We start from the raw sequence: 22,131 nt of genomic DNA on the forward strand, positions 1-22,131 counted from the left end.
AACTACATCCAACGGGATGCGAAACTGTTGAATTGATGTCTGACATCATTGACAATCTTTTCCAGGCTCAGATACTGATCGTAAATTTCAGCATTTTGATCAGCGGTACTTTGGTCTAAAAACCCTGCAGAAGATTTGACCTGCTCCTCAATCTTATTCAGATTCTGATTCAGGTTATGTTTCAGCTCATCTATATTATTTGATTGTATGAGAAATTGATTTTGAAAATACTCAACCTTTTCAGCTACCTCATGGCCGGTATTATCTGCTGCGATCTCCTCAAGACGTTTCTTTAAAATCTGAATGTCCTGCTTGTAAAAATCTAAAGCTCTCAGTGCATCGGTATGCAGATTTGCAATGTGTTTGATATTTATTTCTTTCATCTGTTTGTTTTTTTTGTTTTTTAATGGTGATAAACCTACCTGCCTGTAAGCAGGCCTGCCTACCGCAGGTAGGGAGATCATAATGGTTTAATACCACAAGTTAACAATGCTAATAAGTATTATTAATGACTCATTGCATTGAATTCTATGATCTAGCTCATTTATTTTCACTTTAAAACAACAATGATTAAGATACGTCCCAACATAAATATCCACATAAATAACTTATCTTCAAATACTTTCAGGCAATTCCGCAAGAAAGCAAGCAATCAGCTATGTGTTTCTCTGCCACCGCAAGTTTTGGAGCAAGTGCTGCACTGGCACTAATCGGATCTGTTTCAATGAAGAATTCAGATTCAGCCGGATTAAAAACTTTATCATCTATTCCACTGTTACTTTCAATCCAACAATTTACCGAGGGAATCATCTGGCTATCCCTCACTAATCCTGAATATTCAGATTTAAAGAATATCTCTACTGTAGTCTTTTTAATCTTTGCAGAGCTTATATGGCCTATATTTCTTCCTGTTTCAATGCTCGTCATTGAAAATTCATCTATCAGAAGAAAAATACTGAGGATTTTATTAATATTCGGAATAATACAGGCACTTTATATTGGATATGGCATGATCTTTTATCCAGTTGACGCTGCAGTGTCGGGCTCACATATTAAATACCAGCTTGACTTTCCCGGTGCAAATCACTGGACTGCAGGTATATTCTACATCCTTGCAACCGGCTTATCCCCCTTCATTTCCGGAAATAAGCGAATAAGCCTGATCGGTATAATTATAATCTGCTCCTATATATTTACCAGATTGCTTTATGCAGATTATATCATATCAGTTTGGTGTTTTTTTGCTGCATTGATTAGCATAGTAGTACTTTATGTGGTTTCTGATTTAAAGAAACACCCTTACAAACAAGCAGCTTTTGCAAAACCCTCTCCTTAAATTTCAGCAGATATTGCACCCTGGTACAGAGGTAACTTCACAGCTATAATTCGGTTAAACAAAAAGAGCCTGAAAATTTCAGGCTCTTTTTGTTTAAAAATCTACACTCAGACTTTCACTTTGGTAGTTCCACCTTGTTTAAGATCGATATCATGCGGTTCATTTTTCTTCCATGCCCCGCGGGTAAAGTCAGGTACATCAACTGAGTTTGAACGATTGTTCACTGACCATTCGCTTAAAGGCCATACAGCACTCCATGAAGCCGCATCATAAACATCCTGATCAAGAGGCAGTCCATTACGAAGACAATCAATAAGACGCCAGTTCATCAGGAAGTCCATACCGCCATGTCCCCCAACTTTTTTAGCCATTTCACCAACTTTTCTGACAATGTTAGGTGTATATTTTGCTTCCAATGCTTTAAACTCCTCATCAGAAACCCACCCTTCGTGACTGTTTGAAATTTTCGGAGAAGGATATTTCAGAGCTGTTCCCTTAGTTCCGCTCAGCAGATGTATCCTTGAATAAGGACGGGGCGAGGTAACATCATGCTGAATCATGATAGTTTTTCCAAGACTGGTACGAATGGTGGTGGTATTCATGTTTCCATTAAAATCAGCATTCGCAAATTCCTTGTAAAGACTATTACCGGCTGCAAGTTCTTTTGCCCTGGCTCCCATCTGGAAATCATTTGTCGAAACAGATACCAGATAATCCATTTTATCACCTCTGTTAATGTTCAAAGCCTGACATACCGGACCTAAGCCATGAGTAGGATAAAGACTTCCCTTTCTGGTGGCATTCTCTCTCAAGCGCCACATATCCTGATAACCCTTATCACTGAAATTAAGATCAATCAAATTATGGATATATGCACCTTCAGTATGCAGAAGTTCTCCGAAATATCCCTGTCTCGACATGTTTAATGTCAGTAATTCGAAGAAATCATAACAGCAATTCTCAAGCATCATACAATGCTTGCGGGTACGTTCAGAAGTTTCTACCAGCTGCCAGCATTCTTCCATAGAAACTGCTGCAGGCACTTCAATAGCTACGTGCTTACCCTGATTCATTGCATAAACAGCCATAGGAACGTGCAAATCCCATGGAGAAGCAATGTACACCAGATCAATATCTTTGCGATCGCATAATTTTTTCCATTCATCAGGGCCTCCTGTATAAATCGCAGGCTTATGAGATGTACCATCAATTACCTTTTTTGCTTTATTGACGCTCGCTTCCCTAAGATCGCAAAGCGCTTTGATCTCAGTTCCTTCAATTTTGGCAACGGCATTCAAATGAGAAGGCCCCCGCTGACCTAATCCGATAAAGCCCACCCGAACGGTTTCAAGCTTTGGTGCTGCATACCCGCTCATATTAAAAGTCTGAATGCCCGACTTATTGATATAAGGCCCTTTTTGAGGTCCGGCGGCAAACCCCTGCAAGACACCACCACCTGCAATACCTAGTCCGGCAAGACTGCTTAATTTTAGAAAATCTCTACGGTTGTTCTTCATTGTTTTTATACTGTTTGTTAGGTTGAAAATAGTTTATAGTCTGTTAAATCCCCGGAAACCATTTCTCGGCATTCTTCCGGTATATCTTGTCAATCACCTCTTTTGGCAATTTTAACCCTTTAATCTTATCATTGAAGTAAGGTACCTGCATTTCCTCATCAGTTACAAAAAATCTCCAGTCACTAATATGAGTTTCCTGAATATCCTTTTTCATCTCTTCCAGATTTGATTCAGGTCCTACCCAATCGTCGGTTGCATAAATAAGTCTGTCCTGATACTTAATGATAAAATCTCTGACTTTCTCTCTCTGCTTTATCGACTGATATTCAAGATGACAGATCCGCTCTGCCATGTCAACCGCCATATTAGGAAATTTATCCAGACGTTTTGCCAGCTCATCAACACTCCATTCCAGACTACCCAGATGAACCCCTACAAATCTCAGATTGGGATGCTTCTCAAGCATTTTATCACGAGCATTAACCTGATCCTCATAAGAAGGATACTCAGGATGCAGGTACATATGATATTCAGGGTGCTTGCTAAAGTATCCCTTATCACCAGATACAGTCATCTGATCTACCGGAAGCCAGGCATTTTTAGGCTCTCCCAAATGACCTACCAGTGTTTTACCACTTTTCTCAATATAATCTATAACGGGATCAAACCTTGGATCGTTAATCATCACAAACTTTCCATCTTTATCCCTGAGTTCCATTCCGATATTCTTCCATACTTTAACTCCGATGGCACCATTCTCAAAAGAACCCTTCAGATAGGCCAGAGTTTGAGGCAGCCATTTATCAGTTCCCCAATCGGCAACCGTAAATGTCGTTGCCCAGGCTACCTGATCAGGGTATGTTTTTACCATTTTCACCGCTATATCCTGCTGAAGCTCAACTGTAGGATAAGAAGATGGATTAACGTTTACTGCCAGAAGCCTGAAATTATCTTCTTTGGCAATCTGAATAAAAGTTGTGTCAAAGGCGTTGATATGAGCATGGGTATCATATTTTTCAACCTTCTTAAAATCGTCCATCGTATAAAACCCGGGGCTTTTACTCTGATCTGAAGCATTTTCACTCTGTGTGCAATTTTGGAACATGAAGCCCAGCACACCAAAAAACAGGTATTTTACTTTCATAAATTTTATGGAATATAATTAATGATCTTAAATTTTAATAAATATTTTTTCCCTGTACATCCAGTATAAAATCAGCCATTCGAAGAAAAGCACCAGTCCGCCGCTAACCAATGTTGCATATGCCGGCCCAAATACCTGATCAAAATTCTGCCCCAGATGAATAAACAGGGAATCATTGATTAATCCTCTCATTCCTCCATCAGCAATTACATAGGCTGCAATTGAATTTGTGCCGATAACCATTAAAGCAAAAACACTTACTTTTCTGTCGGGCATATCTAACAGTCTGTAAAAAAATGCAAGAAAAAGAAAACAAATACCCCCGCTAAAAATCGTCCATGCAGGAGTCCAGATACGCTTCACAACCGGATTAATACCGCTAACATGAAGAACAATACCAATCAGAATCAGTACAATTCCGGTGACTACAAAAGATCTCAGTTTATCTTTTGAAGTAATTGAAGAATTCAGGACATTCCCTGCCAGCAAACCCAACACCATTGTTCCCAATGTTGGAATGAAGCTTAAAGTTGAATAACCTCCGGCATTGAAAAGAAATGGATTTTCACGGGGAAACAGATTCATGAACCATTGATCGAATGCCCAGGCGAAATTGGTGTTCTTATTCCAGTGAGCAGCAAAACCACTTAAGTTATGTTCCCAGTTGGCCGGAACGCCCGCTGCTGCATAATCGAAAGCAGCTCCCGGAAGCGGATAGAGTGCAAATGCCAGCCAATAGCTGAAAAGGATAAAAATTAAAGCACCAATCTGAACTTTTCTCGAATAAAGTGATATGATCACCAAAAACGTATAGCCCAATCCGATCTGGGTAAGGGTATCTTCAAATGTCCAGTAAGTTTGTTTTGAATGCATTGAGCGGAGAAATATTCCAAGCAATATCAGGATCACTGATCGCTTAACAGTATGTCTTAAAATATTTTCAAAGCTCGCACCCTTGTTCTTTCTGCTGGCAATTGAATAAGGTAAAACCACCCCAACCAGAAAGGTGAAAGACGGCTGGATCATATCATGTAAGCTCAGCCATACCCATGGAACATGGCTTTGATGAAAGGCTATTGTTTGCCAGAAAGCACTATCCGGTAAAGCTTCGGCCACATCTGATAGACGAAGTACCTCGGCCATCATCAAAAGCATGACAAAACCGCGATAAACATCTACTGAAGCTATACGGCTGACAGGCATTGCCGGATTTATTGCAGATCCGGTGGCTTGAGTTTCATTTTTCATAGGAGAAGAATATATTTCAGTTAACTTAAAATTTTAAACCGGCAGATTCTGACAGCCAGTTTTCTGCATTTTTATAATATATTTTATCAATTACATTGACGGGCAGTTGTAATCCTATCAAATCTCCAAAACCCGGCAAAGTGATACGATCTGCACTTGTAAAGAAAACCCAGTCGCGAAACCAGGCTTCATGAATACCCTTTTTCAATTTTTCAGGATCATCTGTTGTATTTACAGCTCTGTCAGAACCGTAAATAAGCCGGTCCTGATACTTCATAAAAAAACTACGCGTCCTGGCATGATCTCTTAAAGTATGTAACTGTAAGTTAGTAATTCTCGAAAGATCAACACGCATATTCGGAAAAAGATCCAGCCTTTTTGCCAGTTCATCCAGGCTCCACTCCAGACTTCCCAGATGTGCCCCTACAAATTTCAGATCAGGATATGTTTTCAGGAGATTATCACGTGCTGCAATATGCTGTTCATAAGATGGATATTCAGGATGAAGAAACATATGGTACTCGGGATGAGAACCATAATATTCCTTGCTGAAGGTCATTTGATCAAGCGGAAGCCAGCAATCCCGAGGTTCACCATTATGACCGATAAGAGGAATTTTATTTTTGACCAGGAACTCAAATACAGGCTGCAGACGGGGATCATCCAGCATAACAAATTTGCCGTTCTTATCCCGGAGATCCATACCTATATTTTTCCAGATTTTTACAGTCCTTGCTCCTTCCCGTATAGAATTTTTCAGATTATTTATAGTGAGTACCGCCCAGTCAGGATCATCAAAACCCTTTACCGGAAAAGTAGTTGCTACTTTCATCTGTTCGGGATAAGTTTTCAGATGCAGAAAGGCTATTTTTTGCTGCTCAGCCATAGGAAGACCGAAGGGCCGGTCATCAACAATATCCAGAAACTGAAAATTATCGGCTTTAGCGAGCTGGATAAAAGCAGTCTGTTCAGTATTGATATGAATATGAGTATCGAACTTCTTAACCTTATAAAAGTCATCTTTTGAATAAAAAGCCTTAGTTTCTTTTTGTGCAAACACTAAAGTAATACCAGGCAAAGTTGTTGCAATCAGGATCAGAAAGTATAGTTTCAAATGTTTCATTAAAGGCAGATGAATCAAAGAGCTTGAAATTAAGCCATTTGAATTCCTTAAATTAATAAAACAATCTGATTTAAATTTCAGGATTGTTGATTAGTTAAATTATTATACACTAATATCCGTGTAAATGTTTTTGTTCTTCGATGTCGAAGTGAGAATTTTAAATACATGCGAGCACATTCGGGCAATGTTATGATTTAAGGATCAAGATTTCCCTTAGATATCCTTTGTCCATTCGCTTTATAGAAACAACATGTGATAATAGATTAGTCGACCCCGAAGGTGGTCGTATATGAGAATTTCAATACATGCGACCATCTTCGGGGTCGATTCCCGTGTTAATGTAATTCTATTAACATTTAACCTCATCGGAGTCAGTAGAACAAAATTCCAGGCAGAGATGCAATCATCAGGATTGAAAGAGCCCTTAAATCATGCCATTGTACCTCCCGGATCAAGCTTATCCGTGTTTGCTGAGGGTGCTTTCTTTTGAAAATCGGTCAAAAAACATTCAATGAAAAACATACAGGCATATTTTATTATGAAATAATTTTAACCGAACAACAGTAAATTATTATACACCTGATAAATTTTCTAATAACAAAAATGCCTGATCAATATCAATCAGGCATTTTCAATGAAGTATCTGATAACACTTCTTATAAAAGAAAAAACAATAAATTACTTTTCAAAATCACAGTCAGCAAATGCCAGAATATTGGTTTTTAACTTAGAGTAAATATCCGCATTTGAGGTGGACGAGATAACAATTACTCCTTCTGTCTTCGTTGCTGTACTCAGGTCTGTGCTTATAACATTCGTTAAAAACTTATTTAACTGAACATTAATCATCCCTGTGTAATCAGTCTTACCATCGATAACAATATCTTCAGCTTCAACTTCAATATCTATATCCTCGTTCAGGTAAAATGCAAGGGGCACTTTTACACCATTGGGATCTGTGTATGTGCCTTTAATTGTCAGCGGAATCTCTGTAGTAGTTGATTTTCTCAACAATATTTTCAGCTCAACTTCATCATATGTCCCAACGGGCAATGTTATGTTTCCCAATACCGGACTTAAATTTAGCAAATCAACCTTTATAGCCTGTTTCAACTCATATTCAATTGGGGTATTATTGCTTTCTGCCTCAAAATCTATTTCTGTAATATTCAAGCCGGCACTTGTCCATGTAATACTTGAATTGCTATTAGTAATTACAGGTAAGCCACTTCCTGATGCAATAACTCCAATTGAGGATGTGAAATTTGAAGGATTTACCCGGTATGATAGTTTCCCGTTCCCGGATGAATCATCTTTGGTACAAGCCGACAATGTAAAAACAGCACCAAGTATAATTGTACCCAGTTTAATAAAATTTTTCATAGTAAAATTTAAATTAGATGTAGGCATTTATACCTTTTTTTGAAGAAAAGGTTACTATAAATTAAACTTTGAATATATACAGCGCTCTATTTTGTCTGAGCACAAGACTTCACTTTTATTAAGAACGAAATATTACGTCCTTAATTTTATTTATGCCTAAAAAAAATGGTTTCGCTAAACCGAAATTCAGCGAAACCATTAATTAACACTTGTCTGACAGTTTACAGCTTCAACTGTCCAATCATACTGAATACCTGCATAACAGATATAAAAACAATTGCAGATAATCAATTATTGAAACCGTTTGCATTTTTATAAATTAATTCCAGCCTCCACCCAAAGCCTTGTAAATATTTACTTTAGCATGCATCTGTTTCATTTTAATCTCAATTTGCTGCATTCTTGATTCGAGCGCTTCCCTTTGAGTTAACAGTACTTCCATATAATCTGCCCTTGCAGATTTAAAGAGATTGTTTGAAATAGTTATCGATTGCGTCAGTATTTCAACTTCCTTCGATTTTGTTTCATAGCTCTTCGTGAAGTTATCAATCCTTGAAAGCTGGTTCACTACTTCGATGTGCGCATTTAAAATGGACTGTTCATAATTATAAACTGCCTGTATCTGCTGGAGGTTTGCATTAAAATAAGTAGCCTTTATGGCATTCTTATTAATTAATGGGGCTACCATATCCCCTCCTAAATTATAAAGGATCGATTCAGGTTTGATAAGATACAAAGGATTGAACGCCTGAAAACCAAGTCCGGCTGTAAGCCTGAATGAAGGATAGAAGTTTGCTTTTGCAACCTGCACATCAATTTTTGCAGCAGATAATTCCAATTCAGCTTGTCGTATATCCGGACGGTTCACCAACAGTTGCGATGGAATACCACTTTGGATCATATCAAGCGGACTCTTATTAAAGTCTGCCGAATTCCTTGCAATGCGCTGCGGAAAACGACCGGCTAAAAAGTTGATCCTGTTCTCTGTTTCAATGATCCTTTGCTGAATATCATATTGCAGATTTTTTGTGTTGAGCAGCTGAGCGTCAAACCTGTTAACAGCTAATTGCGTAACCTTAGCAGCATCTTTTTGAAGCTTCACCACCTGCAAGGCACTTGTTTGCAGTTCGATATTCTGCTGAACAATGGCCAGCAAATTATCAAGTGCCATCAGCTCGTAATACGATTCTGCAATTTCTGCAATGATGTTTGTCACCATAAAGTTTTTCCCTTCAGTAGTTGACAAATATTTCAGCACAGCAGATTTTTTTGCATTACGGAGCTTTTTCCAGACATCCAACTCCCAGGAAAAGTTAGCAGCTGTAAAAAATTCACCAATGTATTTGGGACCTTTATCAGGATTTTCCTTCAAATCATCTTCCGAAAAACCATCCCAGGTATATTTACCTGCTTTAACAACACCTGCTCCAAGACCCAGGTTCACAAATGGCAGGTACTCCCCTTTTCTGGCCATAACTTCATTCTTGCTCATTTCAATTTCCTGCATTGTAATATTCAACTCCTGATTGTTGAGCAAAGCAGTATCAATAATTGCAATCAGATTAGGATCAGTAAAGTATGCTCTCCACTTGATGTTTGCGGAGTTTGTTGTATCCTGCGAGTTGTTATAACCCTTAGGGACCGATTTATTTTCCTGTTTAGCAGTTATGGCTGGTACTTTACAGGCACCAAGCCCTACGATACAGAAAAGAAGGATAACGTATTTAACTGTTACTATCTTTTTCATTTTTATATCCGATTCGTTTGATAATTTTTTTGATTCGTTTGGTCAGTGCACTTTCAGAAGTACTTTCAACAAAGTGTTCGCTCAACGGATTCTCATCTTCATCTTTAATGAGATGTCTGCCTTCCTGCATTTTGCCAAAAATGTAGTATAATCCGGGTACGATAATAACCCCGAATACCGTACCGAACAACATCCCACCCAAAGCTGATGCTCCTATGGTATGGTTACCTACGGCACCCGGACCTGTAGCAATTACCAATGGAATCAATCCGGCAATAAATGCAAAAGATGTCATTAAGATTGGACGGAAACGTGCCCTTGCACCTTCAATTGCAGCTTCAAGAACAGAAGCACCATGATTATGTTTCTGAACGGCAAACTCAACAATCAATACTGCGTTTTTGCCGAGTAAGCCAACCAGCATGATCAGTCCCACCTGTGCATAAACATCATTCGCTAAACCCATTCCTTTCAGCAAGAGGAACGATCCAAAGATGCCCGGAGGAATAGAAAGCAACACGGCCAATGGCAGAATAAAACTTTCATATTGTGCTGCGAGGATTAAATAAACAAAGAAAATCACTACCAGGAAGATGTAAAGAGCTTCGTTCCCTCTTCTCGCTTCATCGTACGAAAGTCCTTCCCAGGCAATATCATAACCATTAGGCAAGGATTCTTTTGCTACTTCCTTAATTGCCTGAATGGCATCACCGGAAGAGTAACCCTTTGCCGGCATACCATTGATCAATGAAGACACGTATAAATTATAACGTGCAATTTCATTAGGCCCCTGCGTCTTTTTTATTTTCATAAAAGCAGAGTAAGGAACCATTTCTCCGTGATCATTTTTAATGAACATGTTCAGAATGTCGGATGGTTGTTTCCTGAATTCCGGACCTGCCTGAGTGTACACTTTATAGTAGTTATTGAAACGGATAAAGCCTTGCTCATAGGTACTACCGATCATGATGTTCAGGTTTTCCATGGCAGCGCCAACAGAAACACCTTTTTGCATCGCCAGTTCATTATCTACCAATATTTCATATTGCGGATATTTCGCAGAGTAAAAAGCAAATAAGCCGCTCAACTCCTTTCTCTTTTTTAGTTCTTCAAGAAACTCAGCATTTACTCTGTCAAACTCCTGGTAATCTACATCACTTCCCTTATCTAATAGACGCAATGAAAAACCATCAGACGTACCATAACCCGGAACAGCAGGTGGCTCAAAGTATTCGATATTTGCAGGAAGATCCTTTGATTTTTCTTCTAACTCCTCCACGATTTCCTTTACTGAATGTTCACGTTCAGACCAATCTTTCAAATTGATCAAACAGGTACCGGCATTTGAGCCCCTGCCTTCAGTAAGAATCTCATAACCGGCTAGTGAAGTCACCGAAGCAACCCCCTCCACTTCTTTTGCCAAGTGTTGAAGCTTTCTTGAAATTTCATTGGTCCGTTCAAGCGTCGTTCCCGGAGGGGTTTGAATGATCGCGTAGACTTGTCCCTGGTCTTCACTTGGAATAAATCCCGCCGGAAGAATTTTGTTAATCCCTACAATACCGAAACCAAAAGCAATTAAAATTCCATAGGTAAGTACTCTTCGGTTTACAATGAGTGTAAGAAACTTTGTGTACTTGCCGGTAACACGCTCAAAGGTTCTGTTGAACCAATCGATAAACAGGTTGATCGGTGTTTTGCGCTTTGGCTTTCCATGGTTGTTCTTCAAAAGAATGGCACAAAGCACCGGAGTAAGAGTAAGCGCAACAAACCCTGAAATCACAATGGCACTTGCCATAGTGAGTGAAAACTGCCGGTAAAGTACCCCGACCGGTCCGGTCATAAAGGCTACAGGTACAAACACCGAAGTCATGACCAGTGTAATGGCAATGATAGCCCCACTGATTTCCTGAATCACCTTCTTTACCGCCGCATAAGGCGAGAGATTTTCTTCTTCCATCTTTACGTGCACTGCTTCCACTACTACGATGGCGTCATCCACCACAATACCAATAGCCAATACCAAAGCAAACAGGGTAATGAGGTTGATACTTAAACCAAAGAAATTCATTAAGACAAATGCACCGATTAAGGATACCGGAACGGCAAGAATCGGAATAAAGGTAGAACGCCAGTCGCCAAGGAAAATAAATACAACGAGCGCAACTAAAACAAATGCCTCTATTAAGGTGTGCAACACTTTTTCGATAGATGCATCTACAAACTTAGATACATCATAATTTATTTCATAATCGATGCCCGGAGGAAAATCTTTTTTTAATTCCTCCATTTTAACCTTTATATCCTCAATCACCGTGCTGGCATTACTTCCCGGATTTTGTTTCAGGACCAGAGAAGCAGAAGGACTACCATCTTTGTTGGAATAAATATCCACGAATTCACTCCCAACCTCTACTTCACCAATATCTCTCAGCTTGAGAATTTCACCTTCAGAATTGGCTCTGATCACAATATCCTGATATTGCTCAGGTGTGTTGTACCAGCCTTTATATGTAAAAACGTATTCCTGCGACTGTGCTGTTTTTCCGGAGCTTAGACCAACCCTTCCTGGACGTGCCAGGACACTTTGTTCATCAATGGCTTTCAGAACTTCCTCTGCAGAAACTTTGTATGCCCGCATCCTTTCGGGATTTAACCAAACCCGAATGGCAAACGAACGACTTCCGATTGCCTGAGCAAAACCCATCCCCTTGATACGTTGCAGTTCAGGCAGGATGTAAGAGTTTGCATAGTTGAACAAAAACTTTTCATCAATTTCTTTGTCCTTACTATACAGGTTTAAATACATCAGCATACTGGGTTGCAAAGGCGAAATGATTACTCCCTCTCTTTGTACCAGTGGAGGAAGATTGGGCATGACCTGATCAACCCTTGACTTAACCCTCACTGCTGCGAGTGTAGGGTCAGTACCCGGTTCAAAAATTACCTCAATACTCGCTTCACCGGCGCTGGTTGCATCAGAAAGTATATATTGCATTCCCTGCACCCCATTAATGGCACGTTCAAGGATTGTCAATGTTGATTTAACCAATACATCTGCATTGGATCCAGGGAATTCGATGAAAATATTAACCCTCGGGGGTGCTATTTCAGGAAATTGTGCTACCGGTGATGTTTTTATTGCCAATAATCCCAAGAAGACTATCGCTACGGATAAAGCGATGGCAAGAACCGGTCTTTTAATAAACTTATTAAACATGTTATCTTATTTAGAGGTTCCCGCTTTATTCAGCGTGTATATTTTTTAACTCAGCCAGCTCCTTTGCAAATGACACAAACTCATAGCTTATCTTTTCGTTGTTCTTCACCTTACCTAAACCTTCAGCAAGAATTTTATCGTTCACACTAAGACCTGAAGCAACAACATACAAATGAGGCATTTCATGAGAAATGGTAATTTGTTTTGCCTTAAGCACATTGTTCTGATCTACGATGTACACATATTTCTTATCCAGCACATCGAATGTTGCCTTCTGCGGAATAATTACTGCTTGTTTCAGAACAATAGGCATCAGAATATTCCCGGTCTCACCATGTCTGAGTAATCTGTCAGGATTGGAAAATGTTGCCCTGAACGGAATATTTCCGGTTTCGTTATTAAAATCTGCTCCAATGGTTTCTACCGTTCCTGAATGATCAAACAACTGCTTGTTGGCCATTTCCAGCTTTACCTCTAATTGCTTTTTTGATTTTACCTGTTGCTGAATATCCAGATACTCTGCTTCAGGAACATTATAGTAAACCCACATTTTACTGTTATCTGAAAGCATGGTCAGAAGTTCTCCCTCGTCTATAAGACTTCCTAACTGAGTATGGAATCGATCCATAATGCCATCAAACGGTGCCCGGATCTCTGTGAAGTCGAGATGAGCCTGAGCCAGCGCCAATTCGGCTTTGGCTTTATCGAGTTTAGCCTTTGCAAGAGCAAGTTCATTTTTCGAAACAATGTTACTGTCAGCAAGACTTCTGGTATTTTTGTATTCAATTTCAGCAAAGTTTACTTCAGCCTTTGCTTTTAACATTTCAGCCTGATAAATCAGGGGCATAATCTGAAACATGAGTTGTCCCTTTTTCACAAATTGGCCTTCATCAACATAGATTTTTTGAAGGTAGCCACGCTCCTGAGATCTGATTTCAATATGGTTTACTGAATGAATCTGGCTAACGTATTCCTTGTAGATCAGAGTGTCTTTTAGTATCGGACTGCTTACTAAAAACTTAGTTTTAGCTTCTTCTGCATGTTTTTCATGCTTACAGCTGGTGTAAATAAATGCGCAAAGTACGGTCGTGAGAATGAATATCCTCTTCATAATAGATTAAGGTTAATAGTTAAATGATATGCAGGTTCGCGAATAATCGTGAACGCAAAAAAGATCAGCCCCACAGAAAATCCTGTACGGCGTTCGTAAGAAATTAAACTATTAACTCAGAAGAAAACTTTTCCAGGAATGATAAAGCACAAATAAAGGTACCGGATGCCGGCTTTGAATCAGATCCTGTATCGGTACATAAAGTAATTGAAGGCAGGATTCAAGAAACTTAAATCCTGAAAAATACACCCAGCAAAGCCGGCTTTCGTCGTCTGTCCTGTCTTCCTTTATGAAGCTGACTGAATTCGATCCCGCTACCGGAAAATGAAAGGAACTGAAGACTGTTTTTGAGGAAGAATCAGTCTGATTATTGGAAATACTACTATTTGTCCATGTGGTGTCGTCGTAAGAACCTGAAGGGACATAATAGGGTGCCAGAATATAAAACAGAGCAAAAACTGCAAACAAAGCATATTTCAGCAGCGTACCCGGCAGAAGATGAACTTGTTTATTTGTTATTAACTGATTGCTCCTATTAAACATCCTTGGCGGTGAAAATACAAACTGAATTTAACTTCCCAAAAGAAGCGGTCATATTTTAAAGTATTGCAGTCAATTTTTTACACAAAAAGCTTTGAGCAGCATATTGGATGGATAATATATACAAACATTATTTAGAATAATCTAAGTGAAGTATTAAGTTATGATCATCCGGGACCACAAACTGGTGCGAATTAGAGTCTATTCGTTATTTTATATATGAACTCCAGCTGTCCGTAGTCACGCTGCGCTTAAGACTACGGACAGCTGGTTCTAAAAACCGAAACATTCATTTTGCCAACCTTAATTAATTGATTATTATTATGATATAAACCCAACATGATTAAAATAATCATTAAGCACACAAGGCAATGTCCTGGTTTTTAGCTTTTGTTTTTGTGGTCATGAGCCCTACGGGGTTTAATCATCAAAGGCTCCATCCCGTACGTGCGGGATTAAAAACAAGAAAAATAAACAGATGAAAAACAAACCATACTCTTTTTTCAGAAATACGCTTCTGACATTATTTTTTAATATTATAGTCAGTTCTGTTTTGGCGCAAAGCGCAGCTTTAAGCATTGATGCATCTAAGTATAATACGCTGCAACAGGCTGTGGATGCTCTCCCGGCCAGTGGCGGCATTGTCAATATTCCTCCGGGAAACTTTGAGATCACAAAGCCAATCTTGCTTAAGACAGAGAATACCCGCCTCCAGGGCTCAGGTGGCTCAACACATCTGATCAATAAAAACACTTCAGGGGAGCCGGCTATTATTGTCGGCTCGGGCAAGGGCCAATTGTTCAGGCTTGAGTTAAGTGGTTTTCGCATAAGTGGTAACCCTAAGAGCGGTGATGGCATTTACATGGAAAAGGTGCAGGAGTTAATGATTACTGATATGACGATCGATCATAACGGAGGCCATGGAATTAACATGAAAGATTGCACAGAAAACCCAAGGATTGCAAATTCTAACCTGAACTATAATTCCAAAGCAGGCATAAACATTGACGGAGGGCATGATATCGTTGTTAGTGGAAACCAGTTTGAAGAGAACCAGGATGCACTGCGGATTAAGGATGGCTTTAACCTGACCATGACAGGTAATAATATTGATGATCATCTGCGGCACGGTATTGTAGTAGAAAACACCTACGGCTCCATTATTTCGAGTAATATGATCGAGGAGTGTCAGGGGACTGCCATTATCCTGACGGCACCCACTACTCCTGCCAACCGTTTTTGTTATGGCATCACCATCAGTTCCAATGTTATTGCACATCATTTAGGTGGCGGTATCGAGTTGAACAATGCATGGGGATGTGCAGTCTCATCAAATACCTTTACCCTGGTTCATAATTTTTCCATTCTCGCCGGGCCCGGTACCGGAGGCATCACAATCAGCGGAAATAACTTTAGCAATAGTCGTGGAAAGCTGGGTGCCCGTAATGAGAAAAACCCTTTTACATTTGATGTAGGTTCCGGTGTAATCTTAAAGAGTGCTACTGATATCACTATCTCGGGTAATTTCTTTGGCAAGCTTACCACAGAGGCCGTTAAAGCCGACGAAACAAGCAGCGGCATTCTTGTTAGCGGCAATATGATGACTGAGCTGAACCAGGGTGCTCAGGATGGTAAAAAAGCGATTGATTTGGAAGGGGCGAAGGATGTTATGGTGAAAGATAATTTGATAAGGAAGTAGGTTCAGGATACTTTGGTTAAATGGTTTTAGAAGGCAGAGTATTAAATTCATTTAAGGAGTCAGGAGACTCCTCATCATTGGATAATCCGTAGAGCGCTTCGCTAAAACTGTACGGACAGTAGGGGCTCTGGCTGCATCGGTGCTTAGACAACATAAAGCTGGATCTGTATTGATCGTTGCACATTCGAATGCTGTCCTGGAACTTGTTGAGGCCTTCGGGATCAAACGTCCGATCCCGACTCTAAGTGAGGATGATTATGTATTCTCAGTGACCGTTCAGGGTAATTCCATACAGTTGCTAACGTCGCAATACGGAAAATTGCATCGCACTAACGTGCAGAAGTAAAGCGAGCGAAGTCTTGATATTTGATACTTGCCTCCCCAAAAAAAATGTAACTTTAATCAAAAGAATTCCTCGAAGCTCTGCTTCGGGGATTATTTATTTATCTATCAACTCATGCCTTATGAAAATCTCTACGCTACTATGCTGGATGTTAGTTATAGCAACTATTATTTCATGTCGTAAAGATAAAGGGATCCCGGTCCCCACTGTTTTTGAAACGATCATTAGCGGGAAGGTGTATGAAGGGAATAGCATGCAGGGGATTAAGGGCTCCAAAATAATTGCCGTTAAAATTGAAGGGGCTGATAAAAAGAGGCTGGATTCTGTCTATACCGATGACCAGGGAAAGTTTAAGCTGATTTTAAAAACTCCAGATACGCTGAAAGCTGACTATCGCTGGACCTTTGAAATCGACAAAAAATATTACTACTTTACTTCCTACGAGAACATCAAATTAGGGAAGGCAAATTCTAAGGATATCCCGGTTTACGAGACCGGGATATTGAAGGCACGAATTATCTATAAGAATTTACCCAACGCTCCCCTCAGGGTTTCCACGGGACTGGCAGGCGGAAGCTTAAAAGAGTATGTCTCACATAGTTTGACTAAGAGCAGCGGGGATACAATACTGCTCTTGCGTTTTATACCGAACCGGAAACATGATGTGAGCTTTAAGTTTCCTCTTTTTAGCGGTGCAAAAAACAAATATTACGAACTTGAACCTATGAGTTCAAGAGATACCATCACCCGTAGCTATAACCTGGATTTCGATAACTTTTGGATGTCTCCCTGGCCTTTTAAATGATTGTGGCCAACACATTAAAGTAAGAAAGGCCGGCCAACCGTGGACGCGTTATATTCGTCAAAAGATAGTACATTATCGGAAAGTGCAAAGGTATTGATCTATTCAGCCAGGTTGTATTCACTATTTACCAATCCCTCAACTGTCCGTAATCTTGAGCAAAGCTTGAAACGGATTATCCAATAAACGGGAGTATTAGACTCCGTTCCTATATCTACAAAACAACCAGGCCCGATACTTTCCCTACTGTCCGTAGTCTTAAGCGCAGCGGGACTACGGATTATTCAATAAACAGGAGTCTTTGACTCCGTTTCTATATCTCCACAACTGTCAGTAGTGCTTCTATTTTTGTATGTGACGTCACTCCTACTATTCGGATAATATCCTATAGAGCTCAAGATTTAAATAATAATGTCCTCCTTCTATAGATCTTCGCTCCAAAATCCCCAGCTCAGTTAATTTGTTCAAGTAGTTTCTCGCTGTTTTTTCAGCATATAATTTAGCATCTTCAAGATGTTTTACTTTAGTAAATGGTTGTGTAAAAATCAGATCAACTAATCGATCAGGCCTCCTGATATCCTTATGCTTCACTACCTCCTCCATTATGGCTTCTTTCGTTGCCAGAATATCATTGATTTTATCATAGGTAATATTGGAAGTAACTTCTATTGCTTTTAAAATATATAATATCCATTCTTTCCAACTACCTCTTTGTGAAACACCACCTAACAGATTATAATAATCATCTTTATGTTCAATAATATAACGACTTAAAAACAATATAGGATAATCCAGTAAGCCCATTTTAGTAAGATAATGAATATTGAATATTCTACCTGTTCTTCCGTTGCCATCACGAAAAGGGTGAATAGCTTCAAACTGAAAGTGTCCGATAGCCATTTTAATTAATGGATCTGTTTTATCATCGGCATTATTTAGAAATTGAATCAGGTTCTGAAGTTTCTGTTCTACTATTCCAATTCCTCTTGGAGGTGTATAAACAATCGTTCCTGCATTCAAACCTGACCCTCCTTGCTTAATTACTGTATTTAAAAACGCAGGTCTTATTCCATCACTTACCTGATTAATTTCCTGATAGATATTGATGAAATAGTTTTGATCAAATCCAGGGAGTTTTGATAGATAATGATAACCTGCCCATAGTGCTTCTCGGTATCTCAGAACTTCTTTTGAAGCACCTTGTGGCATTTGATATTTCTGATCACTATAAGCTTTATAAAGTTCATCGTCTGTAGTAAAAATATTCTCTATTGCACTCGAAGCCTTCGCCTCTTGTAAACTTATGGTATTAATTAGTAATCCCTGGTTGGGGATAGCTATACTTCTCCCTTGTAATCTAGCCAATGATGCTCTGGCTAAGACCAATTGCTCAAAAATATCTATGTCTTTATAAAGCTCCTCCGCAATTGGAAGTTCTGGCATATCATTCCATGGCTTAGTCCTATCAGGGTTTACTTTATAACTTTCTTGCATATACAAACATAACAAACTGACGGTAAAAAATCAAATATTTACCGTTTATAAGAATTTTGACGGTAAAACAATGATTCATGAAGCTTCTTAAGGTAAAAAATAGGATATCTACGGTTAACAGGATTTTAGACGGTAGAACAATCAAATACACAGGAGTCTGATGGTAGAGTCCGGGGAAAAGACTAATCAATAATTTTCTTAAAATACTTTGAAAAGCAAAGTGACTTATTTAACTTTGAATTACAAAGTACTTTTACCAATCACAAAACCAAAATAAAATGAGAATTTCAAGAGCAAGATTCGTTATTCTCTTCCTCGCCTCAGGGTTTGTATTTCAATTCCTCTCTAATTCATTTTTAGGATCCGAAGTTAGACTCTTTCCTGTAAACGGAGAGGCTTTCCCTGGAATTGGATCACCAATAGCCTGGAAGAGTACCTTATCTATAATTTTTACCCAATCAAATTTATTTTGATTGGACCCTTGTCGCCTTTATTTGAACTGCCAGATCCGCCCCCTCCGCTTTTGGTGCTTGCATTTGCTTTATACTGGACTGCCATAGCATTAGTTCTTCATTATCTCCTTGGTAAAATAAACAATCGTAAAAAAATATGATTTAAGCAGGATCAGAATATTCTTCCTGTTACTCCCGTCCGTAGTCTTAAGCGCAGCGGGACTCGGATTATCAAATACGCAGGAGTCTTAGACTCCGTTACTATATCTACCAAAACAACTAAGCCTGACACTTTCGTATCAGGCTTAGTACCCAGCGCCGGTGTACAAATATACGATTATCAAAATAAAGCCAACTTAACCTAACTTAACAAAAATGTGCTTTTCAGCATCATATAGGCATATTATATAAAAATGAGTAAATTAAAATAAATTAGGATTATCAAAAAAGTGTACGCAAATTAGCCAATATTTACCATTTGCGTACAAATGAATAAAGCCAAATTTTACCTAGAACCTAAGCCCAGCCCAAACGGTGAACAAGCTATCAACATGTTCTCCTCTATTAATAAAAAGCGTTTTAAGTACTACACTGGAATAAGAGTTAGAGTAAATGACTTCCAAATAAATTGTAATTCGAGCAGTACCATAAAACCAATTAAAAGCAACGCACCTGATGCAGCCGCTAAGAACACAATTCTTTTAAAAATGGCGGCTAGGATTGCTACAATTGTTGCAGAGGCCAAACCGGAAGAATTAAACGCCGAGCACGTACGCAATCAATTAAACAACGTATTTAAGCCAAAGCCAGAAAAAATAGAACCTGACTCAATAGAAACTAAGGAAAGCACCTTAACCTTTCTTGCCTTGTTCAAGAAAATTATTGATGATACAGAAAACGGGACTAGATTATTGAATACTCCTAGCAAAGCAGGCCAGAAATTCACTTTCAACTCAATAAAAAACTATCGCACATCATTAGCTGCGGTTAAACGATGTTTCAAGCATTATAGAATTAAAGACCTCGAGCTCCATCAGGTGAACAAAGAATTTTATCAAAAATTTAAGACCTTTTGCTTTGATATTGAGGAAAAAGAAATTTCAACCTTCGCCGGCTACGTTAAAGACATCAAAACGGTAATGAAAGAAAGCAAGTCTGATGCTTTTAATTCTGCGGATTTCATTTTACCAAGTTACGAAGCGGATACCATTTATCTTAACTTAAACCAACTGCAGAAACTTTCAGATTTAGACCTTTCAGACTATTCACGTACAATTAAAATAGACAGAGGTGACATAAAAGAGAATGTAAGTTACAGAACGCTAGATAAGGTAAGAGATTTATTCTTGATTGGGGCAAATACAGGCTTGAGGTTTAGCGATTTTAGCAAACTTGACATACATAGCATTGATGAAAAATTCATCAAATTAAAGCAGGTTAAAACCGGCACTAAGGTTGTGATTCCCATAAGTACAAAACTGCACCCTGTTCTTGAGAAATACAAAACAGGATTACCGACCATTTCAAATCAAAAATTCAATCTTTATATAAAATACGTCGCTGAGTTAGCTGGATTAACAGAATTAACAGAAATTAAGAGCACAAAAGGTAATAAGCAGACCACCTATAAAGTGCCTCTGCACCGTTTAATTTCTTCGCATTGTTGTAGAAGAAGCTATGCTACAAATATGTTTAATGCCGGTGTGCCTCCGATGCTCATAATGAGTGCCACTGGCCATAAGTCTGAAAGTAGCTTTTTAAAATATATTCGTGCCACCAGTCAGGATAAGGCAATGCTATTAGGAGAAATGATTGTTAAGTTAGGATTATGAAAGAGAAGTCAAGTTCTGAGTACATACAAGATAAAATACAGTTCGAAAAGGATGTCAACAAAACGAATTATGAATTGTATCATAATCAGACAAAAGAATTTTTCAATGCTTTAAGTGACCCCGATTTAAGTGACGAGGAACTTTACGACATATTAATGCCTGCTAGGGAATTAAAAATCAAATTGAAGAATTGGAAACTAGTTAAACCAACTTTAGGTTTCAAGGTGACCAGCCAGAAGGAAATGGCAGTTAAAAACATTGACAAATTTATAGCAATGCTTGATGGGATTGTTGAAGAATGTAATATCAGACTCGAAAATCGAAGTAAAAGAAAAGAAATTCAAAAGCTAAAATCAAAAGGAGAACTCTCAGCGTTTGAAATTGCATTGAGACACTGGTATCTAGTTTATGGTAAAGAAGAGAATTATATTATCCCAAAACAGGTGGGAGAAAAATATCAACATTTGGTAGATAAAACCAATATCGCAAAGTCCTACTCTCGAATAGACAAGGCCAAAGGAAAAATAGGCACGAAAGCGCAATTACTCAAAATACATGACTCACTGAGTGACTTTCCCAAAATACAAAAAGCGATAATTAATAATATCGATGAGTTAGACTAAACTTGTGGTAATGCCACATGGTTACCATTAGTCAGACCAGCCTTAATTATTATATTCTTTTGTGTTGAATTAAATTTTAACACAATGGAAAATGTATTTCTAACTTCCCTAACCACACCCGAGGTTAAACAATTATTCAGACAAGAGCTTGAAAATTTCTTTCAGGAAAAAGCCTTTCTCAATAGCACAGAGCCAAGAATCGAAGAAAATGAGCGATTTACTATCAGCGAGCTGGCCGATTATTTAAAATGCACCAAAGCTACTATTCACGCTTACAAGAAGAGAGGAGTTTTCCCTTATTATCAAACTGGTAGAACGGTTTATTTCATTAAATCGGAAATAGATGAAGCTCTAGCAGCAACCAAATCCAATAAACGAAAAAAAAATATTTAATCAGGTCTTGAATATAGTTTCTAGACATGGTAATCATTTCGCTATTGAATCATGGTTGATTGAAAAATCTGCGTGAAAGTGAGCCGCCAATCTGCTCAAAGTGAGCCACCCAGAATGGGCGTACAAG

General features: G+C 38.8%; 17 protein-coding genes. 6 read left to right on the forward strand and 11 right to left on the reverse strand.

The window, feature by feature from the left end; translation table 11 throughout:
* Positions 1-2: 2 nt before the first annotated feature.
* Complete coding sequence (locus tag P2W72_RS13555; RefSeq protein ID WP_276363517.1) at positions 3-383, reverse strand: hypothetical protein; 381 nt, start codon at positions 381-383, stop codon at positions 3-5.
* Between the two features lie 275 nt (positions 384-658).
* Here P2W72_RS13555 and P2W72_RS15715 point away from each other — a divergent pair, with 275 nt between their 5' ends.
* A complete protein-coding gene (locus P2W72_RS15715) occupies positions 659-1,336 on the forward strand; it encodes a DUF6629 family protein (protein ID WP_346429776.1) in 678 nt (225 codons plus the stop codon).
* 107 nt (positions 1,337-1,443) lie between these two features.
* Here the strand turns inward: P2W72_RS15715 and P2W72_RS13570 are convergent, their stop codons facing one another.
* The 9 genes from P2W72_RS13570 to P2W72_RS13610 all read right to left on the reverse strand — a co-directional run bounded on the left by P2W72_RS13570 (position 1,444) and on the right by P2W72_RS13610 (position 14,369).
* Positions 1,444-2,853: a Gfo/Idh/MocA family oxidoreductase gene (locus tag P2W72_RS13570; RefSeq protein WP_276363524.1), complete on the reverse strand. Its 1,410-nt coding sequence runs from the start codon at positions 2,851-2,853 to the stop codon at positions 1,444-1,446.
* Positions 2,854-2,896: 43 nt separating this feature from the next.
* The gene (locus tag P2W72_RS13575) at positions 2,897-3,997 is read right to left on the reverse strand and encodes an amidohydrolase family protein (protein WP_276363525.1); all 1,101 of its coding nucleotides are present in this window, start codon (positions 3,995-3,997) and stop codon (positions 2,897-2,899) included.
* Positions 3,998-4,024: 27 nt separating this feature from the next.
* Complete coding sequence (locus tag P2W72_RS13580; protein WP_276363526.1) at positions 4,025-5,245, reverse strand: hypothetical protein; 1,221 nt, start codon at positions 5,243-5,245, stop codon at positions 4,025-4,027.
* 25 nt (positions 5,246-5,270) lie between these two features.
* Positions 5,271-6,368 carry an amidohydrolase family protein gene (locus P2W72_RS13585; RefSeq protein ID WP_276363527.1) on the reverse strand — a complete coding sequence of 366 codons (1,098 nt, stop codon included), beginning with the start codon at positions 6,366-6,368 and terminating at the stop codon, positions 5,271-5,273.
* Between the two features lie 678 nt (positions 6,369-7,046).
* A complete protein-coding gene (locus tag P2W72_RS13590; protein ID WP_276363528.1) occupies positions 7,047-7,751 on the reverse strand; it encodes a hypothetical protein in 705 nt (234 codons plus the stop codon).
* 319 nt (positions 7,752-8,070) lie between these two features.
* Positions 8,071-9,498 (reverse strand): efflux transporter outer membrane subunit, encoded by a 1,428-nt coding sequence (locus tag P2W72_RS13595; protein ID WP_276363529.1) that lies wholly within the window; start codon positions 9,496-9,498, stop codon positions 8,071-8,073.
* Positions 9,476-12,715 carry an efflux RND transporter permease subunit gene (locus P2W72_RS13600; RefSeq protein WP_276363530.1) on the reverse strand — a complete coding sequence of 1,080 codons (3,240 nt, stop codon included), beginning with the start codon at positions 12,713-12,715 and terminating at the stop codon, positions 9,476-9,478. Before P2W72_RS13600 ends, P2W72_RS13595 begins: the two co-directional genes overlap by 23 nt.
* Positions 12,716-12,740: 25 nt before the next feature.
* Positions 12,741-13,826 (reverse strand): efflux RND transporter periplasmic adaptor subunit, encoded by a 1,086-nt coding sequence (locus P2W72_RS13605; RefSeq protein WP_276363532.1) that lies wholly within the window; start codon positions 13,824-13,826, stop codon positions 12,741-12,743.
* Between the two features lie 111 nt (positions 13,827-13,937).
* Positions 13,938-14,369 (reverse strand): hypothetical protein, encoded by a 432-nt coding sequence (locus P2W72_RS13610; RefSeq protein ID WP_276363534.1) that lies wholly within the window; start codon positions 14,367-14,369, stop codon positions 13,938-13,940.
* 475 nt (positions 14,370-14,844) lie between these two features.
* Between P2W72_RS13610 and P2W72_RS13615 the strand changes: the two genes are divergently transcribed.
* Complete coding sequence (locus P2W72_RS13615; protein WP_276363536.1) at positions 14,845-16,065, forward strand: right-handed parallel beta-helix repeat-containing protein; 1,221 nt, start codon at positions 14,845-14,847, stop codon at positions 16,063-16,065.
* Positions 16,066-16,529: 464 nt separating this feature from the next.
* A complete protein-coding gene (locus P2W72_RS13620) occupies positions 16,530-17,213 on the forward strand; it encodes a hypothetical protein (RefSeq protein ID WP_276363539.1) in 684 nt (227 codons plus the stop codon).
* Between the two features lie 366 nt (positions 17,214-17,579).
* Here the strand turns inward: P2W72_RS13620 and P2W72_RS13625 are convergent, their stop codons facing one another.
* On the reverse strand, positions 17,580-18,704 hold the full coding sequence (locus P2W72_RS13625) for a Fic family protein (RefSeq protein WP_276363541.1): 1,125 nt from the start codon (positions 18,702-18,704) through the stop codon (positions 17,580-17,582).
* Between the two features lie 940 nt (positions 18,705-19,644).
* Between P2W72_RS13625 and P2W72_RS13630 the strand changes: the two genes are divergently transcribed.
* The 3 genes from P2W72_RS13630 to P2W72_RS13640 all read left to right on the forward strand — a co-directional run bounded on the left by P2W72_RS13630 (position 19,645) and on the right by P2W72_RS13640 (position 22,004).
* Positions 19,645-20,988 (forward strand): site-specific integrase, encoded by a 1,344-nt coding sequence (locus tag P2W72_RS13630; RefSeq protein ID WP_276363544.1) that lies wholly within the window; start codon positions 19,645-19,647, stop codon positions 20,986-20,988.
* Complete coding sequence (locus P2W72_RS13635) at positions 20,985-21,611, forward strand: hypothetical protein (RefSeq protein WP_276363546.1); 627 nt, start codon at positions 20,985-20,987, stop codon at positions 21,609-21,611. The genes P2W72_RS13630 and P2W72_RS13635 overlap by 4 nt, the downstream gene beginning before the upstream one ends.
* Positions 21,612-21,695: 84 nt before the next feature.
* On the forward strand, positions 21,696-22,004 hold the full coding sequence (locus P2W72_RS13640; RefSeq protein ID WP_276363549.1) for a helix-turn-helix domain-containing protein: 309 nt from the start codon (positions 21,696-21,698) through the stop codon (positions 22,002-22,004).
* Positions 22,005-22,131 lie beyond the last annotated feature (127 nt).

This window comes from Daejeonella sp. H1SJ63 (genome assembly GCF_029360775.1).
GTDB lineage: Bacteria > Bacteroidota > Bacteroidia > Sphingobacteriales > Sphingobacteriaceae > Daejeonella.

What these genes read in the sequence shown, in the direction of transcription:
- P2W72_RS13555 (WP_276363517.1), bottom strand. Translation starts at nt 383, where the DNA reads ATGAAAGAAATAAATATCAAACACATTGCAAATCTGCATACCGATGCA.
- P2W72_RS15715 (WP_346429776.1), top strand. Translation starts at nt 659, where the DNA reads ATGTGTTTCTCTGCCACCGCAAGTTTTGGAGCAAGTGCTGCACTGGCA.
- P2W72_RS13570 (WP_276363524.1), bottom strand. Translation starts at nt 2,853, where the DNA reads ATGAAGAACAACCGTAGAGATTTTCTAAAATTAAGCAGTCTTGCCGGA.
- P2W72_RS13575 (WP_276363525.1), bottom strand. Translation starts at nt 3,997, where the DNA reads ATGAAAGTAAAATACCTGTTTTTTGGTGTGCTGGGCTTCATGTTCCAA.
- P2W72_RS13580 (WP_276363526.1), bottom strand. Translation starts at nt 5,245, where the DNA reads ATGAAAAATGAAACTCAAGCCACCGGATCTGCAATAAATCCGGCAATG.
- P2W72_RS13585 (WP_276363527.1), bottom strand. Translation starts at nt 6,368, where the DNA reads ATGAAACATTTGAAACTATACTTTCTGATCCTGATTGCAACAACTTTG.
- P2W72_RS13590 (WP_276363528.1), bottom strand. Translation starts at nt 7,751, where the DNA reads ATGAAAAATTTTATTAAACTGGGTACAATTATACTTGGTGCTGTTTTT.
- P2W72_RS13595 (WP_276363529.1), bottom strand. Translation starts at nt 9,498, where the DNA reads ATGAAAAAGATAGTAACAGTTAAATACGTTATCCTTCTTTTCTGTATC.
- P2W72_RS13600 (WP_276363530.1), bottom strand. Translation starts at nt 12,715, where the DNA reads ATGTTTAATAAGTTTATTAAAAGACCGGTTCTTGCCATCGCTTTATCC.
- P2W72_RS13605 (WP_276363532.1), bottom strand. Translation starts at nt 13,826, where the DNA reads ATGAAGAGGATATTCATTCTCACGACCGTACTTTGCGCATTTATTTAC.
- P2W72_RS13610 (WP_276363534.1), bottom strand. Translation starts at nt 14,369, where the DNA reads ATGTTTAATAGGAGCAATCAGTTAATAACAAATAAACAAGTTCATCTT.
- P2W72_RS13615 (WP_276363536.1), top strand. Translation starts at nt 14,845, where the DNA reads ATGAAAAACAAACCATACTCTTTTTTCAGAAATACGCTTCTGACATTA.
- P2W72_RS13620 (WP_276363539.1), top strand. Translation starts at nt 16,530, where the DNA reads ATGAAAATCTCTACGCTACTATGCTGGATGTTAGTTATAGCAACTATT.
- P2W72_RS13625 (WP_276363541.1), bottom strand. Translation starts at nt 18,704, where the DNA reads ATGCAAGAAAGTTATAAAGTAAACCCTGATAGGACTAAGCCATGGAAT.
- P2W72_RS13630 (WP_276363544.1), top strand. Translation starts at nt 19,645, where the DNA reads ATGAATAAAGCCAAATTTTACCTAGAACCTAAGCCCAGCCCAAACGGT.
- P2W72_RS13635 (WP_276363546.1), top strand. Translation starts at nt 20,985, where the DNA reads ATGAAAGAGAAGTCAAGTTCTGAGTACATACAAGATAAAATACAGTTC.
- P2W72_RS13640 (WP_276363549.1), top strand. Translation starts at nt 21,696, where the DNA reads ATGGAAAATGTATTTCTAACTTCCCTAACCACACCCGAGGTTAAACAA.